Annotated in this window: 16 protein-coding genes; 11 read left to right on the top strand and 5 right to left on the bottom strand. The window is 72.3% G+C overall.

Annotated features, from left to right (window positions below; all coding sequences use genetic code 11):
* Positions 1-28 precede the first annotated feature (28 nt).
* From ACZDYF_RS01650 to ACZDYF_RS01640, 3 genes are read right to left on the bottom strand one after another with little or no spacing between them, the layout of a single operon-like run.
* Positions 29-1429 carry a cystathionine beta-synthase gene (locus ACZDYF_RS01650; protein ID WP_191790955.1) on the bottom strand — a complete coding sequence of 467 codons (1401 nt, stop codon included), beginning with the start codon at positions 1427-1429 and terminating at the stop codon, positions 29-31.
* A gap of 7 nt (positions 1430-1436) precedes the next feature.
* Positions 1437-1928 (bottom strand): hypothetical protein, encoded by a 492-nt coding sequence (locus ACZDYF_RS01645; RefSeq protein WP_204809730.1) that lies wholly within the window; start codon positions 1926-1928, stop codon positions 1437-1439.
* A gap of 59 nt (positions 1929-1987) precedes the next feature.
* A complete protein-coding gene (locus ACZDYF_RS01640) occupies positions 1988-2875 on the bottom strand; it encodes a Bax inhibitor-1/YccA family protein (RefSeq protein WP_475052368.1) in 888 nt (295 codons plus the stop codon).
* 286 nt (positions 2876-3161) lie between these two features.
* On the opposite strand from ACZDYF_RS01640, the gene ACZDYF_RS01635 reads away from it, so the two are divergent.
* From ACZDYF_RS01635 to ACZDYF_RS01615, 5 genes are all read left to right on the top strand, one after another.
* On the top strand, positions 3162-4136 hold the full coding sequence (locus ACZDYF_RS01635) for an ABC transporter ATP-binding protein (RefSeq protein ID WP_191790958.1): 975 nt from the start codon (positions 3162-3164) through the stop codon (positions 4134-4136).
* Positions 4133-4981 carry an ABC transporter permease subunit gene (locus ACZDYF_RS01630; RefSeq protein WP_191790959.1) on the top strand — a complete coding sequence of 283 codons (849 nt, stop codon included), beginning with the start codon at positions 4133-4135 and terminating at the stop codon, positions 4979-4981. Before ACZDYF_RS01635 ends, ACZDYF_RS01630 begins: the two co-directional genes overlap by 4 nt.
* Before the next feature lie 167 nt (positions 4982-5148).
* Complete coding sequence (locus ACZDYF_RS01625; RefSeq protein WP_475052356.1) at positions 5149-6498, top strand: sensor histidine kinase; 1350 nt, start codon at positions 5149-5151, stop codon at positions 6496-6498.
* 113 nt (positions 6499-6611) lie between these two features.
* Positions 6612-7256 (top strand): response regulator, encoded by a 645-nt coding sequence (locus tag ACZDYF_RS01620; protein WP_191791084.1) that lies wholly within the window; start codon positions 6612-6614, stop codon positions 7254-7256.
* A gap of 101 nt (positions 7257-7357) precedes the next feature.
* Positions 7358-8635 (top strand): alpha/beta hydrolase family protein, encoded by a 1278-nt coding sequence (locus ACZDYF_RS01615; RefSeq protein WP_475052354.1) that lies wholly within the window; start codon positions 7358-7360, stop codon positions 8633-8635.
* 72 nt (positions 8636-8707) lie between these two features.
* Here ACZDYF_RS01615 and ACZDYF_RS01610 read toward each other — a convergent pair whose 3' ends face one another.
* Positions 8708-11926 (bottom strand): efflux RND transporter permease subunit, encoded by a 3219-nt coding sequence (locus ACZDYF_RS01610; protein ID WP_475052351.1) that lies wholly within the window; start codon positions 11924-11926, stop codon positions 8708-8710.
* A 157-nt stretch (positions 11927-12083) separates the two neighbouring features.
* On the opposite strand from ACZDYF_RS01610, the gene ACZDYF_RS01605 reads away from it, so the two are divergent.
* Complete coding sequence (locus tag ACZDYF_RS01605; RefSeq protein ID WP_191790964.1) at positions 12084-12602, top strand: MarR family winged helix-turn-helix transcriptional regulator; 519 nt, start codon at positions 12084-12086, stop codon at positions 12600-12602.
* Positions 12603-12668: 66 nt separating this feature from the next.
* On the opposite strand, the gene ACZDYF_RS01600 is transcribed toward ACZDYF_RS01605, so the two are convergent.
* Positions 12669-13907: an MFS transporter gene (locus ACZDYF_RS01600; protein ID WP_475052340.1), complete on the bottom strand. Its 1239-nt coding sequence runs from the start codon at positions 13905-13907 to the stop codon at positions 12669-12671.
* Between the two features lie 128 nt (positions 13908-14035).
* Here ACZDYF_RS01600 and ACZDYF_RS01595 point away from each other — a divergent pair, with 128 nt between their 5' ends.
* The 5 genes from ACZDYF_RS01595 (at position 14036) to ACZDYF_RS01575 (ending at position 16895) form a co-directional block, all read left to right on the top strand.
* Positions 14036-14590: a MarR family winged helix-turn-helix transcriptional regulator gene (locus ACZDYF_RS01595; protein WP_475052334.1), complete on the top strand. Its 555-nt coding sequence runs from the start codon at positions 14036-14038 to the stop codon at positions 14588-14590.
* 87 nt (positions 14591-14677) lie between these two features.
* Positions 14678-15307: an ArsR/SmtB family transcription factor gene (locus tag ACZDYF_RS01590; protein WP_400273671.1), complete on the top strand. Its 630-nt coding sequence runs from the start codon at positions 14678-14680 to the stop codon at positions 15305-15307.
* Positions 15304-15531 (top strand): hypothetical protein, encoded by a 228-nt coding sequence (locus tag ACZDYF_RS01585; protein ID WP_475052330.1) that lies wholly within the window; start codon positions 15304-15306, stop codon positions 15529-15531. Before ACZDYF_RS01590 ends, ACZDYF_RS01585 begins: the two co-directional genes overlap by 4 nt.
* A gap of 126 nt (positions 15532-15657) precedes the next feature.
* A complete protein-coding gene (locus ACZDYF_RS01580) occupies positions 15658-16290 on the top strand; it encodes a ClpP family protease (protein ID WP_475052327.1) in 633 nt (210 codons plus the stop codon).
* Complete coding sequence (locus ACZDYF_RS01575; RefSeq protein ID WP_204809740.1) at positions 16290-16895, top strand: ATP-dependent Clp protease proteolytic subunit; 606 nt, start codon at positions 16290-16292, stop codon at positions 16893-16895. Before ACZDYF_RS01580 ends, ACZDYF_RS01575 begins: the two co-directional genes overlap by 1 nt.
* Positions 16896-16960 lie beyond the last annotated feature (65 nt).

The following is a 16960-nucleotide window of genomic DNA, read 5'->3' as shown; positions in this document are numbered from 1 at the left end:
CCGACGGACCGACGCACCCGAGGGAGCGTCAGTGCGCCAGGAAGCCCAGCAGGTCGTGGCGCGTGAGCACCCCGACCGGGTCGCCGTCGTCGATCACGAGCAGCGCGTCGGCGTCGTGCAGCGCGGCCCGGATGGCAGCGACGCCCTCTCCCGCCCCGATGAGCGGGAACCGCGGCTCCATGTGCTTGTCCACGCGGTCGGCGAGAGATGCCCGCCCGGAGAACACGGCGTCGAGGAGCGTCCGCTCGCTCACGGCCCCGGCGACCTCGCCGATCTTGACGGGCGGCTCAGCCCCGACGACGGGCATCTGCGAGACGCCGTACTCCCGCAGGATCTCGATCGCGTCGCGCACGGTCTCGCCCGGGTGGGTGTGGACGAGGCTGGGGAGCTGCCCGCTCTTGGAGCGCAGCATGTCGCCCGCGGTCACGCCCTCCTCGGCGTCGAGGAACCCGTAGGACCGCATCCAGGAGTCGTTGAAGATCTTGGACAGGTAGCCACGTCCGCCGTCGGGCAGGATCACGACGATCACGGCGCGCGCCGCGGCCTCGGGGTCCTCGTCCTGGAGGCGGCGGGCCAGTCGCAGCGCCGCGACGACAGCCATGCCGCACGAGCCGCCGACGAGCAGGCCCTCCTCGCGGGCGAGCCGGCGGGTCATCTCGAACGAGTCGGCGTCGCTCACGGCGATGATCTCGTCGGGCACGGTCGGGTCGTACGCAGCGGGCCAGAAGTCCTCGCCCACGCCCTCGACGAGGTACGGACGGCCGTCGCCGCCCGAGTAGACGGACCCGGCGGGGTCGGCGCCCACGACGTGCACCCGCCCACCGGCCGGACGCGACGCCGACACGTCCTTGAGGTACCGGCCGGTCCCGGTGATGGTGCCGCCCGTCCCGACCCCGGCGACGAGGTGCGTGACGCGGCCGTCGGTGTCGGTCCAGATCTCGGGGCCGGTGCTCTCGTAGTGGGACGCAGGGCCGTTCGGGTTGGCGTACTGGTTGGGCTTCCAGGCCCCGGGGATCTCGGCGACGAGACGGTCCGAGACCGAGTAGTAGGAGTCGGGGTGGTCGGGAGCCACGGCGGTAGGGGTGACGACGACGCGTGCGCCGTAGGCGGTCAGGACGTCGCGCTTGTCCTGGCTCACCTTGTCGGGGCAGACGAACACGCAGTCGTATCCCTTGCGCTGCGCCACGAGCGCGAGGCCGACCCCGGTGTTCCCCGAGGTCGGCTCGACGATCGTGCCGCCGGGCGCGAGCTCCCCGGAGGCTTCGGCCGCCTCGATCATCTTGAGCGCGATGCGGTCCTTCACGGACCCGCCAGGGTTGAGGTACTCGACCTTGGCGAGGATCGTCGCGGAGAGGCCGTCGGTCACCGATCCGAGCCGGACCAGGGGTGTCCCGCCGACGAGGTCAGAGATGTGGTGTGCGAATTTCATGCACCGATCATGCGCTGCCGAGGGCCATTCCGCCGAGCACGGCGCACAACGCGACGCTCACGCCGAGGATCACGACGAGCAACGGACGGTCCGCGGCGTCGCGTGCGAAGTACCGCCCGACGGCGGCGCTCAGCCCGCCCGCGACGGCCAGGTAGAGCACCGACGCCAGGGCGATCCCGCTCGTCGCGGTGGTCGGGTCGCCGGTGGCCGCGCCGAGCAGCGAGCCCAGCACCATGAAGCTCCAGATCCCGACCCCCAGGAACCCGAGGGCGAAGAAGAGCGTGGTCGCCTTGCGGTCGTCCCACTCGCGCGAGATGCGGTGCCCGAGCCAGGCGAGCACCGCCCCGGCCGTGAGGGTCACGAGCAGGATGACGACGGCCGAGACCGTGACCCAGGCGACGGCGTTGGGGGCGCTGCCACCGACCAGGAGACCGTAGGGGACCTGGAGGACGAGCAGCGTGAAGGCGGCCAGGGCGAGGCCGGCGGCAAAGACCGGCACCCGCGTCGGAACGGGTTCCGATGCGGGTGCCGGGGACTTCTTCCGGGAGTCGGCCAAGGTCAGTCGCTGCTCTGCAGGATCGCGAACAGGCGCAGGAACTCGAGGTACAGCCAGATGAGCGTGACCATGAGCCCGAACGCGGCCGACCAGGCGAACTTGGCGGGCACGCCCGCCTCGACGCCACGCTTGATCGAGTCGAAGTCGACGATGAGCGACGCAGCCGCGAGACCGACGGCGATCAGGCCGATCGCGATGCCCCAGCCACCCCCACGGGCGCCCCAGCCGTCCAGCACGCCCGTCATGATGAGGACCATGTTGACGAGCGAGAAGGCCAGGTAGCCGACCATCGCGATGAGCAGCCAGCGCGTGAACTTGGGCGTGACCCGCACCTTGCCGGACTTGAAGAGGAACAGCGCCGCGGCGAAGGTCACGACGGTCGCGAGCACGGCCTGCAGGACCACGCCGTTGAGCTGGACGCCGTTGATGACCATGGAGTCGTAGTACTTGCTGATGCCGCCGAGGAACGCACCTTGCGCGATCGTGTACGCCACGATGAGCGCGGGGCTCGGGTTCCGCTTGAACGCGTTGACCAGACCCAGGACGAGGCCGACGATCGCGCCGCCGATCCAGATGAACGGCATGGTGTCGACGAGCTGCCAGCTGCCGGCCGCGACGACGACGAGCAGGGCGAGCAGCCCACCGGTCTTGATGATGACGTCGTCGTACGTGAGGCGCTTGGTGTCCGCGGTGGTAGCGGTCGGCGCGTTGTACATGGCGTCGAGCGTCGCGGCGTCGGCGGTCTGCGCGCCGTAGCTGCCGTACTGCGCCTGCTGGGGCGGGGTGCCGTACGCGGGGTTCTGCTGGACGGTGCCCGCAGCCCCCTGGCCGGTGCGCGCGCGCTTCGGCTCGCCGAAGATGGCGCTGTTGTTGAAGACGGGGTTGCTCATGCTTCCTCCTGGTCGCGGCGTCCAGTGCCCTCTGGCGAGGCGGGTGTCGCTGGCCGTGTTTCCATCCTATGCAACGAGTGGGTTCGCGCCGGTGTTCCCGGGGGTTTCATCCGACTTTTCCGGCCCTCGCGGGCCAAGATCGCTCGACCGGCCGACGGGCGTCATCCTTGCGGCGTACGGAGCCACGCCGAGAAGATCGACCGTGAGGGGGCATCGCGGGCAGGGCCTGGCTCTCTAGGCTGGGGAGGTACCCAGCCACCATCCGCAACCCACCCGAGGGGCGAGCATGATCGAAGCACGAGGCCTGACCAAGCGGTACGGGCCCAAGACCGCTGTCGACGGGATCTCCTTCACCGTCCAGCCCGGCCAGGTGACGGGCTTCCTGGGCCCGAACGGCGCCGGCAAGTCGACCACGATGCGCATGATCATGGGGCTGGACCGTCCCACGGCCGGTTCCGTGACCGTCAACGGCAAGCCGTACGTCGCGCACCGTTCACCCCTGACCGAGGTCGGGGCGCTCCTGGACGCGAAGGCCGTGCACACGGGCCGCAGCGCCTACAACCACCTTCTCGCGATGGCGGCCACGCACAACATCCCCAGGACCCGCGTGCAGGAGGTCATCGAGATGACCGGCCTGCAGTCGGTCGCGAAGAAGCGCGTCGGCGGCTTCTCGCTCGGCATGGGCCAGCGCCTGGGCATCGCGTCCGCGCTGCTGGGCGACCCCAAGACGCTGATCCTCGACGAGCCGGTCAACGGCCTCGACCCCGAGGGCGTCCTGTGGGTCCGCAACCTGGCGCGCTACCTCGCCTCGGAGGGCCGCACGGTCTTCCTGTCGAGCCACCTCATGAGCGAGGTCGCGCTGACCGCGGACCACATCATCGTGATCGGCAAGGGCCGGATCATCGCGGACGCCCCGGTCAAGGACATCGTCGACGGCGGCGCTCAGCACACCGTGCGCGTCCGGACCCCGCAGGCCACGCAGCTCGCCGAGCTGCTGACCCGCGACGGAGCGACCGTCACGTCCGACGAGCCGAGCCTGCTCCAGATCACGGGGGCCGAGGCCGCCGGGATCGGCGAGCTCGCCGCGGCCTCGGGCATCGTCCTGCACGAGCTCACGCCCGTCACCTCCACCCTGGAGGAGGCGTACATGCTCCTCACGGCCGACGCGGTCGAGTACCAGACCGAGTCCGCCGCCCAGCACATCGGCCACGGCGTGGACGTCGCGGCCGGCGCCCAGATCTCCGAAGGAGCCAAGCGATGACCGCCGCCACCGTCTCCGCCGCCCAGCCGACGGCGAAGCGCACCACGTCCGCCCGCCTCAGCGTGGGCGGGGTCCTGAAGTCCGAGTGGATCAAGTTCCGTTCGTTGCGCTCGACCTGGTGGACCGTGGGCTCGACCGTGGTCGTCATGGTGCTCATCAACCTGGCGACGGCCGCGTCGCTGAACTTCGCGGCGAGCCAGCCGGGCATGGCGGAGCAGATGGGCAACATCTCGACCGTGCAGGCGCTGGTGTCGGGCTACGTGTTCGCCCAGCTCGCGGTCGCGGTCCTGGGTGCGCTGATCATCACGGGTGAGTACTCGACGGGCATGATCCGTTCGACCCTGAGCGCCGTCCCGACCCGCCTGCCCGCGCTGTGGGCCAAGGTCGCGATCATCGGCGTCGTGACGTTCGTCGTCGGGCTCGTCGGTGTCGCCCTGTCGTACGTGGTGACGGCTCCCATCCTGTCGGGCAACGACCTGGTGCCGGACCTGGGCGACCCGGTGGCGCAGCGCGTCGTCCTCGCGTGCGCCGCGTACCTCACGCTCGTCGCGATCCTCGCGGTCGGCGTCGGCACGATCATGCGGCACTCGGCGGGGAGCATCTTCACGCTCGTCGCCTTGCTCTTCGTGCTGCCGCTCGTGACGGCCTTCCTCTCGCAGGACTGGGTCCAGGACATCGCGAGGTTCCTGCCGATGAACCTCGGCACCGCCATGATGGCGATCACGGAGGCCGACGCCGGTGGCGTCGACGTCCTCACCCCGGGCGGGGCGACGATCGCCATGGCGGCGTGGGCTGCGGTCTCGCTCGTCGCGGCCGCCGTCGTCCTCAAGCGTCGGGACGCCTGACCATCCCTCGCACCGCGCACAGCCCGGCGCCGGACCACGAGACCCGTGGTCCGGCGTCGGGCGCTGTGCGTCCTGAGGGGGACGACGTCCCGGGTGCCGCCGGCGGCACCCCGGCCGCGGCCCTCTCACCCCGGGCTCCCCTCCGGCCCCGGCCCGGCAGCGCCGCGGTGTTCACCGAGCTCGACGCCCGCAAGCTCGGGCCGGTACGCCGGTACTTCGTGCGCCACCCGGTCGTCATGGACTGGTTCGTCGCGGCCTGGTTCGCGGTCCCGGGCCTGCTGGTCGCCCTGCTGTACCCGGAGCCGCGCTACGGCGTCGCGGTCGCGACGCTCGCGGGCGGCGCGGCACTGCTGTGGCGCCGCCGCTACCCGCTGTGGACCGCTGCAGCCATCGGTGCCCTCGCGATCCTGACGCTCGCGCTGACGGGAGACTCCGCAGGCTTCGAGCTCGCCACCGCGTTCGCCGTCTACGCGGTCGCGACGACCTACCGGCCGGCCGTGGCGTGGAGCGTGCTGGGCGTCCTGGTCCTGACGGTGTGCACCGCGGAGATGCTCTGGTACGACTTCACGGTGAGCGAGACGGGCGCCGTGGTCCGCGCCGAGGTCGGCAGCGGCGAGCTCACGGGGCAGCGCATCGCCACGATCGCGATCACGATCACGTTCGCCCTGCTGGGCATCGCGATCGGGTCGAGCGTGCGAGGTCGTCGCCTGCACGTCGCCGACCTCGTGGGCCGCGCGAACGCGATCGCACGCGACCGCGACCAGCAGGCGCAGCTCGCGGCCGCGGCCGAGCGGGCGAGGATCTCGCGCGAGATGCACGACGTCGTCGCGCACTCCCTGACCGTCATGGTCGCGCTCGCGGACGGGGCCAAGGCGCTCGGCGCGAAGGACCCCGAGCTCGCGGGGCAGGCCCTCGACGAGCTCACCGAGACCGGGCGCGCGGCCCTCGCCGACATGCGCCGCGTCCTGGGGGTCCTGCGCGACCCCGACGGCACGGTCGCCCCGCTGACCCCGACCGCGGACGTGCCGAGCATGGAGGACATCGCCGAGCGGTTCCGGCACGCGGGCCTGCCGGTGCGCCTGGTGCGCGTGGGCGTCCAGCCCGACCCGGACCCGGGGCTGCGCCAGGCGGCGCACCGGATCGTGCAGGAGTCGTTGACGAACGTCTTGCGGTACGCGCCGCTGACCCCCGTGGTCGTGGTCGAGATCGCCCGGCGTGACGCGGGCGCGCCCGACGGTGGAGACTGGCTCGAGATCACGGTCACGAACAAGGCGGGGCGTGCCCCGGGCGGCACGGCCCGCGACGGGGCGGACGCCCGCCCGCTGCCTCCGGGCATCACGGGCGACCAGCCCATCGGCACAGGAAGAGGGATCATCGGGATGCGCGAACGTGCGGCCGTCTACGGGGGCACGGTCACGGCCGGGCCCACGGCCTCGGGGTGGGAGGTCGTCGCGCGGCTGCGCCTCGACGGCGCCACGCAGCCCCGGCCCGACGGCGGAGCCGGGGTCGCGCTGTGACCCTCCCCTACCCGGGCGACGCGGCGGGCGGCGCGACCGGTCATGACGGCTCGCCCCACGACGCCGCCCACCCGGTCCGGGTCCTGCTCGTCGACGACCAGTCGCTGCTGCGCATGGGCTTCCGCATGATCCTGGCGGCCGAGGACGACATCGAGGTCGTGGGCGAGGCGAGCGACGGCGAGACCGCGTTCGCGCAGGCCACGGCGCTGCGTCCCGACGTGATCCTCATGGACGTGCGCATGCCGGGCGTCAACGGGATCGACGCGACCGAGCGGATCGTGTCCGCGCTGCCCGAGAGCCGGGTCATCATCCTCACGACGTTCGACCTCGACGAGTACGCGTTCGCGGCGCTGCGCGTGGGCGCGAGCGGGTTCCTCCTCAAGGACGCGCGGCCGGCCGACCTCGTCGGCGCGATCCGCAACGTGGCGAGCGGCGACGCGGCCGTCTCCCCGCGCATCACGCGCCGCATGCTCGAGATGTTCGCGGGCTACCTGCCGGAGAACTCGCAGAGCCAGGGCGCCGCGGCTCCGGGCCACGGGGTCGACGACCCGCGGCTGCGCGAGCTCACGGCCCGCGAGCTCGAGGTCTTCGCGGCGCTCGGCGAGGGACTGTCGAACGCCGAGATCGCGGCACGCTTCGTGGTCTCCGAGGCCACGGTCAAGACGCACGTCGGGCGCGTGCTCGGCAAGCTCGGCCTCCGGGACCGGGTCCAGGCTGTGGTCCTGGCCTACGAGACGGGCGTGGCGCGCCCGTCCTGAGCGGCGCCGTCGGGCCCCGAGTGGTGCGGGCCGCCGCCTGCGGGCATGGTCGTGGAGGGGAGCGTTCGGCTCCGTCGTCCACGACGCGGGAGGCAGCCACCATGCCCGACCACCACGACCCGTTCTCGACCGGCTTCTCCGGCGACCACGGGCGAGACTTCGAGATCCGCAGCGTCCTGGGCGGCGCGTACAGCGGCACGGCGGACGTGGGCGAGGTCCTCGCGGCCGTCGCGCACGTGCGCGACAAGGACCATCAGGGCTGGTTCGACGCGTGGCACTCGCTCGGCGACCGCGTCGCGCAGTTCGCCGCCGACGCCGCCGCGGCCGGGCACGGGACGAGCGCCGCCGCCGCGTACCTGCGGGCGTCCGCGTACTACGCGGCCGCGGTCAACGCGGTCGCGGCGCTCGAGGTCGACGACGACCTCCTGCCGACGTTCCGCAAGCACCGCGCCGCGTGGGACCGGTGGGTCGACGCGAGCGGGCTCGTCGTCGAGCGCCTCGCGGTCCCGTACGAGGGGACGACGCTACCGGGGTACTTCTTCAGCGCGTCCGACGCCGCGTCGACCGCGGCGATCGCGGCGGACCCGGGACAGGTCCGTCCGCGGTCGACGCTCGTCGCCGTCAACGGGTCGGACGGCTCGCTGACGTCGATGTGGACCGCGTGCGTCGCGGGCGCGCTGCGCCGGGGGTATCACGCGTTCGTGTTCGACGGCCCCGGGCAGCAGTCGATGCTGTTCGAGCAGGGCGTGCCCTTCCGGCCCGACTTCGAGGCCGTCCTGACCCCCGTGCTCGACGCGCTCCTAGGACGCCCCGACGTCGACGAGGGACGCATCGCGGTGTACGGGTCGAGCCAGGCCGGGTACTGGGTGTCCCGCGCGCTCGCGTTCGAGCACCGGCCGGCTGCGGCCGTCGTCGACCCGGGGGTCGTCGACGTCTCGGCGTCGTGGACGGGCTCGATGCCCAAGAGCCTGCTCAAGCTGCTGCAGGAGGGCAAGGACCACGCGTTCGACCGCGACATGGAGCTGGGCCTGCGCCTGTCGAAGGCCACCGCGGCCACGTGGCGCTTCCGTGCCCGCCCGTACGGGACCGACGGCTACGCCGCGACGCTCCGCGAGGTCCAGAGGTACGACGCGCGGGACGTCGTCGGGCAGATCACCACTCCCCTGCTCGTCACGTCGCCCGAGGGTGAGCAGTTCTGGCCCGGCCAGTCCGAAGAGCTCGTGCGGCTCACACCCGGCGTGTCGACCCTGGTGCGGTTCACCGCCGCCGAGGGCGCGAACCTCCACTGCCAGCCCCTCGGGCGAGCCCTGACCGAGCAGCGCGTGTTCGACTGGCTCGACGAGACGCTCGCACCCCGGCTCGTCGGGGACGACGACTGAGCCTGCCCCGGACGCGGGAGGCCCGCCCGTTCGTCGAACGGGCGGGCCTCTCTCGTCCCGGAGCGGGTCGGGTCAGCTGCGCGCGGCAGGTTCCGCCGAGGTCTCCGCGGCGTGCCGGCCCACGAGCTCGGCGGCCTTCGCCTCGTGCTTCGCCTCGCGGCGGGCCGCCCGCTTCTCGCCCGCACGCTCGGCGAGCGTGTAGAGCACGGGCACCACGACGAGCGTGAGCAGCGTCGAGGACAGGAGCCCGCCGATCACGACGAGCGCGAGCGGCTGCGAGATGAACGAGCCGCCGCCCGTGATCCCGATCGCCATGGGCGTGAGCGCGAAGATCGTCGCCGCGGCCGTCATGACGATGGGTCGCAGCCGCTTGCGCGAGCCCTCCATCACGGCGTCGTCCAGCCCGCGCCCCTGCGCACGGTACTGGTTGATGAGGTCGATCAGGACGATCGCGTTCGAGACCACGATCCCCACCAGCATGAGCATGCCGATCAGGGCGGGCACCCCGAGCGGCGTGCCGGTCGCGAGCAGCAGGAGCAGCGCACCGGTCGCGGCGAACGGGATCGACACGAGCAGGATGAACGGCTGCAGCAGGCTGCGGAACGTCGCGACCATGACGAGGTAGACGATCGCGATCGCGACCAGGAGCGCGAGGCCCAGGTCGGCGAACGCGTCGGCCTGCTGGGTCGCGACGCCGCCGAGCTCGACCGTGGCGCCGCCCGGCAGCTCGAGGTCGTCGATCGCGGCCGTGAGCGCCGTCGTGAGCGTGCCGAGGTCCTGGCCCGCGGGCGTGACCGCGATGGTCGCGCTGCGCTCGCCGTTGACCCGCGAGATCGAGGTGGGCACGTCGACCTCCTCGATGCTCGCGATCTGCGTGAGCGGGACGACGCCCGCGGCCGTGGGCACGACGAGCGCCTGGAGCTCGTCGACCGTGGCGGGCGCCTGCCCGACGGCGACGCGCACCTGCACGGGCCCGTCCCCGAGGTTCACGGTCCCCACGGGCGAGGGCGACATGAGGCTCGCGACGGTCCCCGCGACCTGGGTCTCGGTCAGCCCGACGGCGGCTGCCGCGTCCCGGTCGACCGTCACCTGGATCGTGGACTGGGCGCTCGCGAGGTTGTTGGTGACCTCGGACGCCCCCTCGGTGTCCTCGGCGACCTGCTGGACCTGGTCGGCCGCGGCGGCGAGCGTCTCGGTGTCGGGCGCGCGGACGACGAGGTCGACCGTCGAGCTGCCGAACGCGGCGTCGGCCCCGGCGACCGTGATGCCCTCGGAGTCCTCGCCGCCGAGGTCCGCGACCGCGTCCCGGACCTCCTGCTGCGCCGTCACGCCGTCGGCGTCCGCGTCGAGCGTGAGCGAGAACGTGGCCTGAGGCGAGCCGCCGCCGCCGAAGAACGCGGCCTCGGGCCCGCCCGCCGAGCCCACGGTCGTCTGGACCGTGTCGACCACGTCGAGGCCCAGGAGCACGTCCTCGACCTCACGCGCCGCGGCGTCCTGCGTCGCGAGCGACGTGCCCGGGGCGAAGGTCTCGGTGACCGTCAGGGTGTCCTGGCCCGAGTCCCCCAGGAAGTTGGTCTCGAGGCGCGGCACGAGCGCGACCGTGCCCGCGAGCACCGCGACCGCGATGGTCAGGGTGATCGCGGGGTGGCGCAGCGCGGCGCGCAGCGTCGGCAGGTAGCCCCGCTGCCACAGCCCGCGACGCTCCTTGGCCTCGGCGACCTCGCGCGCCTGGTCCGCGAGGACCTTGGCCTGCTCGGGGTCGGCGGGGACGACAGGAGCCTTGATGAACCAGTAGGCCAGCACCGGCACGATCGTCAGGGCGACGAACAGCGACGCGGCCATGGCGATCGCGACGGTCATGGCGAACGGGCGGAACAGCTCGCCGACCATGCCGCCGACCAGCGCGATGGGCAGGAAGACCGCGACGGTGCAGACGGTCGAGGCCGTGATCGCGCCGCCGACCTCCTTGACCGCCTTGAGGATCGCGGCGGTCTTCTGCTCGCCGTAGGACAGGTGCCGCTTGATGTTCTCGATGACGACGATCGAGTCGTCGACCACGCGCCCGATCGCGACCGTCATGGCACCGAGCGTGAGGATGTTCAGGGTGTATCCGGTCGCGTTCATCACGATGAACGTCACGAACAGCGAGAGCGGGATCGAGACGGCCGAGACGAGCGTCGAGCGCAGCGACGTGAGGAACAGCAGGATCACGACGACCGCGAAGACCAGGCCGAGCAGGCCCTCGGTCGCGAGTCCCTCGATGGACTCCTCGATGAAGGGCGCCTGGTCGAACACGACCTCGACGCGCACGTCCTTGGCCTCGAGCGCACCGTTCATGTCCTCGATCGCGCTCTGGACGGCGTGCGAGACCTCGACCGTGTTGCCCGCCGGCGTCTTGGTGATCGCGACGGCGAGCGCGGGCTCGCCGTCCAGGCGCGAGTAGGAGGTCGCGGGCTGCGGGGCCACGGTGACCGTGGCGACGTCGCCGAGGGTCACCGGTGCGTTCGGCGCGCCGGGCGCCGTCGGGCCTGCTGCGGCCGGCGCCGACGGCGACGCGACGAGCGGGAGGTCGATCAGGTCGTCGGTGCTCGTGACGGCCGTGCCGACCTGGACGGACAGCGTGCGGTCGCCCGCGGCGACCGTGCCGGCGGGGACCACGACGCCGTTGTCCTGGAGGATCGTGGTGACCTGGGCCGGGCTGAGCCCGGCCGCAGCGAGGGCCGCGACGTCGAGGTCGATCGTGACCTGCTGGTCGGCGATGCCGCTGACCGCGACGCTGCGCACGTCGGTGACCTCTTCGAGGGCGGGTACGACGACGCTGTTGACGGTGTCCGCCAGCGCGGTCTCGTCGGCGCCGCCCGAGACCGCGAGCTGGACGACGGGGAGGTCGTCGACCGAACCGGTCACGACGGTCGGGTCGACGTCGGCGGGGAGCTGGCTGCTCACGCGCGTGACCGCGGTCTGCAGCTGCTGCGCGGCGAGGTCCATGTCGGTGCCGTACGTGAACTGCACGGTCGTCACGGACATGCCCGTCGAGGAGCTCGACGTGACGTCCTCGACGCCGTCGACCCCCCGGGCGGCGGTCTCGAGCGGTGCGGTGACCTGCTGCTCGACGATCGCGGGGGCGGACCCGGGGTACACGGCGACGACGGCGGCGGTGGGGATCTGCAGGCTCGGGATGAGCTCCTGCTTGAGCGATCCCATGCTGACGACGCCGAACACGGCTATCGCGATCGTGGCGAGCGCGACGACGGCGCGGTTCGCCAACGACGTTCGGGCGAGACGGAACACGGGGCCTCCAGGGCGCGGTGGATGGTCACGACGTCGTCGTCGCAGAGTCGTTAGCCTAACGCTAAGCAAAACGGGAGAGTTCCCGCGTCTCGCGGACCGGTCCGACCCGCTCCGACTGCTCGACCGCCGCCGGGAGCGCCTCCGATAGAGTCTCGCCGTGACCTCGGACCCCCCTGGCGATCGCGCCCGGCTCCAGCGCGAGCTGATCGACGCGCAGCACACCCTCCAGGAGCTCGTGCTCGCACGCCGCCTCGAACCGCTCATGCGCACCCGCCTGACCGCTCAGCAGATGCGCGCCCTGGGGATCCTGCTCATCGACGGAGAGCGCAGCACGGCCCACCTGGGCGACGTCCTGGGCGTCAGCCCCGCCACGATCTCCGGGATCGTCGACCGGCTGGAGGCCGCGGGCATGGCCTCCCGGCGCCCCGACCCCGAGGACGGCCGGGTCCGGCTCGTCGCCGCGACCGAGCGCGGGGCGGAGGCCGTGCGGAGCATCGTCGCGAGCGACGCGCCCGCTGGGCCCGAGACGCTCGAACGCCTCACGCTCGACGAGCTCGAAGGTCTCCGGCTCGGGCTCGCGGGGCTGCTGCGCGTCGTGCGCGAGAGCGGCGACGAGGTCGAGGGCAGCACGAGCACCGGGGGCGGCCCGGCCGCAGCGGCCTCGGGCGAAGCGTAGGCGGGAGGCGAGCGGCGCCGTCGGGCCGGCCTGCGCACCCCTGCCCGACGACGCCGCGCCTCCCGCTCAGATCTCGCCCAGCGCCTCCTCGGGGGCACTCTCGACGGCTCGGGCCCGCCGGTTCCAGCGCGACCACAGGACCGACTCCCCCAGCTCGCCCGCCATCCGGTGCGCGGTCGCGAGGAACGCGACGACCCCGACGAGCAGCACCCCCGCGCCGACCCAGTACGGGACCGACAGGCCGACCGGGTGGAGCAGGCCGGCGATCACGGGCGCCGGGGCCGCGAAGCCCCACCGGACCAGGTTGAACGCACCGGTCGTGACGCGACGGTCCGGGCTGCCGAGCGCGAGCGAGAGGTCCGTGAGGTTCGCGTTGGCGATGCCCATGAACACGCCCGCGACGACCAGGACGACGATCGAGCCGGCCGTGCCGAGGTCGAGCGCGAGCGCGACCGTGGCCAGGAGCACCCCGACGACCGCGATCCCCATGGTCTGCACCGCGCCGACCGTGTGCGCGAGCTTGTGCCCCACGACCAGGATGCCGAACGCGAGACCGATGCCCCATGCCGTGAAGACGAGTCCGAGCGGGATGACGTCGAGCCCCAGGAACACCGGGGTGTAGCCCAGGATGATGAAGAAGACGAAGTTGTAGGCCGCGGTCACGATGCACAGCGCCCGGAAGCCCGGCTTGCGGAAGAGCGCGAAGACCTGGCCCACGTGGAGCGGCACGGGCTTCTCGGCCGGGTCCTTGAGGCGCGTGATCGACAGCGCGAGCGCCACGATCATGAACAGGCCGCACGCGAGGAACGGGATGCGCCACGAGAACTGGCCCAGCAGGCCACCGATGAGCGGGCCGACCGCGAAGCCCAGGCCCACGCACGTCTCGAACAGCCCCACGACCCACTCGCGGTCGTTGGCGAGCGAGACGAGCAGGACCATCGCGGTCGCGAAGAACATCGCGTTGCCCAGCCCCCACAGGCCGCGCAGCGCGGCGAGCTGCCCGATGTTCTGCGAGAGCGCCGCGAGGATCGCCGCGACGGCGACGAGGCTCACGCCCGCGCCGAGGATCTTCTTGTAGCCGAACCTGCCCGTCGCCAGGACGGCCGGGATCATGCCGATCGCCATGACCGCGATGTACGCCGTGAACAGGAGCTCGATCTGCCACGTGCTCGCGCCGATCTCCTGGCCGATGATCGGCAGGATCGGGTCGACCACCGCGATGCCGGCGATCGCGAAGAAGGCGGTGAGGGCGGTCGCGTAGATCGCGGTCTTGTTGGGCTCGTTCCTGGTGGTGGTTCTGGACACACGTCCCCCGAGGGTCTGGTGGGTGCTTGGTGGGTGCGGTCGGCGCGGACGCGCTGGTCTGCGGGCCCGCGGCGAAGCCGGTCGCGATTTATCTGCATCATGCAGGTAACTCCCTGTAGAATACACCTATGACAGTTGCTCGGGGTAACAGTTCTGGGGACGGGCCGACCGAGAGGCCAGGCGACGGGCCGGATCTCGCCTCACAGGAGGCCCTGTCGACCATCGAGCTCGAGCTCGCCCAGCTCCTGCGACGGGCCGAGCGCACCACGGCCGCCGGGCGGGCCAAGGCCGTCCGCGCAGGCGGCCCGCCGAGCGGCACGCTCGACCGCTCGGCCTACCTCCTGCTCCACGACCTGCTCGTCGGCGGGGCCCAGAACGTCAACATCCTCGCCGACCACCTGGGCCTCGACGCCTCGACCGTGACCCGTCAGGTCGTGGCCCTGGAGAAGGCCGGGCACGCACGCCGCACGCGCGACCCCGCCGACGGGCGCGCCGTCCTGGTCGAGGCCACGCCACGAGGGATCGAGGAGCTGGCCCGTCACCGCGAGCTGCGCAGCGAGCTCTACGCCGAGGTCCTGGCCGACTGGTCCCGGCTCGACCGCGCCCTGCTGGGCGAGCTGCTCGAACGGCTCAACGACGACCTGGACACCTACAAGCGCAGGGGGCGCGGATCGGTGGACTGAGGCACGTCCAGGAGCGGGCACCACTTCCAAAGAACCAGTTGCAAAGAAACTCTTGCAAAGAGACCTTTGCATCGCTACGGTGGTGCCATGCCCACGAACCACGACACCGAGCAGGCCCCCGAGCCCCGCACCCAGCGGGCCGTCGGACCTGCCGCGCTCAAGGCGCTCTCGCACCCGCTGCGGATCCAGATCCTCGATCTGCTCGGCCACCACAGCGCCCTGACCGCGAGCGGTCTCGCCGAGCTGCTCGGTGAGACGAGCGGCGCCACGAGCTACCACCTGCGTCAGCTCGAGCGCCACGGGTTCGTCCAGGAGGTCCCCGGGCGCGGCACCGCGCGCGAACGCTGGTGGGAACGGACGCCCGGCGGCTTCACGATCGAGCTGCCCGACGACGAGGCCGGGACCGGCGACGGCACCCTCACCGCGACGGTCGCCGTCAACCGCGAGTTCGAGGCCATGCGCCAGCGCAAGATCATGGACTTCCTCGACGGCGCCCGCTCCCTCGACCGCGCCTGGCTCGAGGCCGGGGCGACCCTCTCCACGATCAACATGTGGCTCACCAAGGAACAGCTCGCGGAGGTGCAGGCCGAGTGGCAGCGCTTCAGCGACACGGTCCTCGACCGCTTCGCCGGCCAGCAGGACACGCCCGGGGCCCGCCCCGTCCAGGTCCACTTCAACGCGTTCCCCCTGATCAACGGCAAGGAGAACCCCTCATGAGCACCTACGCCCCGACCCGTTCAGACCTTCCTTCACCGTCGCTGCGCGCCCTGCGCCCGAGCGACCGGTTCCTCGTCGCCGCCGGTGCCCGGCTCACGACGTGGGGCGAGCACCGCGCCGCCTCGCACGCGCAGCGGACAGCCCGGCACGCGGTCCTCGACGCCGCCGCCGAGGACCGCGCCCGCCTCGCCGCCCGCCAGCACTCGGGCCGCCCGGTCGCCTGACCGTCTCCCGCGTCCGTCGCCGCACCCGACCGCAGCCCGGACGACCGAGCAGCCGTCTGCCCTCGGCAGATCCGCCCCGGGCAGATACCCGAGCCCCGGCCCCCTCCCCGGAGGCAGGGTCGAGGCATGACGAACCAGCCACCGCTCCTGCGGTCCGAGGCGGCCCCGCCGCCCACCCCGTTCGACGACCAGCTCGCCTCGCGCCTGCTGCACCAGCGCATCGTCGTCCTCGGCACCGCCGTCGACGACGCCGTCGCGAACCGCGTCTGCGCCCAGCTCCTGCTGCTCTCGGCCGAGGACCCGCGCACCGACATCGCCCTCTACATCAACTCGCCCGGCGGCTCGGTGAGCGCGGGGCTCGCGATCTACGACACCATCCAGCTCGTCCCCAACGACGTCAGCACGCTCGCCATGGGCTTCGCCGCGAGCATGGGTCAGTTCCTGCTGTGCACGGGCACCGCGGGCAAGCGCTACGCGCTCCCCCACGCGCGCATCATGATGCACCAGCCGTCCGCCGGGATCGGGGGCACGGCCGTGGACATCGCGATCCAGGCCGAGAACCTCGAGTACACCAAGGGCCTCATGCACCGGCTCACGGCCGAGCACACGGGCCAGACCGCCGAGACCGTGACCGCGGACAGCGACCGCGACCGCTGGTTCACGGCATCCCAGGCCCTCGCCTACGGCATGGTCGACCACGTCGTCACGTCGGTCGACGACGTCCGCCCCACCGCACACTCCCGGAAGGTCGGCCTCTGATGTCCAGCTACACGATCCCCACGGTCGTCGAGCGCACCCCGCTCGGCGAGCGCGCGTTCGACGTCTTCAGCCGCCTCCTGTCGGAGCGCATCGTCTTCCTCGGCACCGAGATCGACGACGGCGTCGCGAACGTCGTCATGGCCCAGCTCCTGCACCTCGAGTCGGATGCCCCCGACCAGGAGATCGGGCTCTACATCAACTCCCCCGGCGGCTCGATCACCGCCCTCATGGCCATCTACGACACGCTCCAGTTCATCCGCTGCGACGTCTCGACGATCTGCATGGGGCAGGCCGCGTCGGCCGCCGCGGTGCTGCTCGCCGCGGGCACGCCCGGCAAACGGTTCGTGCTCGAGCACTCGCGCGTCCTGCTGCACCAGCCCTCGGGCGGCGCCGAGGGCACCATCTCCGACCTGTCCCTCCAGGCCCAGGAGATCCTGCGCCTGCGCGAGGAGACCGAGCTCGTCCTCGCGCGGCACACGGGTCAGTCCGTCGAGCGGCTGCGCGCCGACACCGACCGCGACCGCATCTTCACCGCGCACCAGGCTGTGGAGTACGGGCTCGCCGACGCGGTCGTGACCTCCCGCAAGCTGGCCGTGGCCGCGTAGGTGAGCGGCGCCGTCGGGCCTTCTCCTGCCCGACGGCGGCGCTCACCCAAGCGCCCGGGTGCGCC

The organism is Oerskovia sp. PE-21s (assembly GCF_056158145.1).
This window is presented reverse-complemented; position numbering and strand designations above follow the sequence as displayed.

Excerpts from the sequence above, each read along its gene's own strand:
- ACZDYF_RS01650 (WP_191790955.1), bottom strand. The coding sequence starts at position 1,429 with ATGAAATTCGCACACCACATCTCTGACCTCGTCGGCGGGACACCCCTG.
- ACZDYF_RS01640 (WP_475052368.1), bottom strand. The coding sequence starts at position 2,875 with ATGAGCAACCCCGTCTTCAACAACAGCGCCATCTTCGGCGAGCCGAAG.
- ACZDYF_RS01635 (WP_191790958.1), top strand. The coding sequence starts at position 3,162 with ATGATCGAAGCACGAGGCCTGACCAAGCGGTACGGGCCCAAGACCGCT.
- ACZDYF_RS01630 (WP_191790959.1), top strand. The coding sequence starts at position 4,133 with ATGACCGCCGCCACCGTCTCCGCCGCCCAGCCGACGGCGAAGCGCACC.
- ACZDYF_RS01620 (WP_191791084.1), top strand. The coding sequence starts at position 6,612 with ATGGGCTTCCGCATGATCCTGGCGGCCGAGGACGACATCGAGGTCGTG.
- ACZDYF_RS01615 (WP_475052354.1), top strand. The coding sequence starts at position 7,358 with ATGCCCGACCACCACGACCCGTTCTCGACCGGCTTCTCCGGCGACCAC.
- ACZDYF_RS01595 (WP_475052334.1), top strand. The coding sequence starts at position 14,036 with ATGACAGTTGCTCGGGGTAACAGTTCTGGGGACGGGCCGACCGAGAGG.
- ACZDYF_RS01590 (WP_400273671.1), top strand. The coding sequence starts at position 14,678 with ATGCCCACGAACCACGACACCGAGCAGGCCCCCGAGCCCCGCACCCAG.
- ACZDYF_RS01585 (WP_475052330.1), top strand. The coding sequence starts at position 15,304 with ATGAGCACCTACGCCCCGACCCGTTCAGACCTTCCTTCACCGTCGCTG.
- ACZDYF_RS01580 (WP_475052327.1), top strand. The coding sequence starts at position 15,658 with ATGACGAACCAGCCACCGCTCCTGCGGTCCGAGGCGGCCCCGCCGCCC.
- ACZDYF_RS01575 (WP_204809740.1), top strand. The coding sequence starts at position 16,290 with ATGTCCAGCTACACGATCCCCACGGTCGTCGAGCGCACCCCGCTCGGC.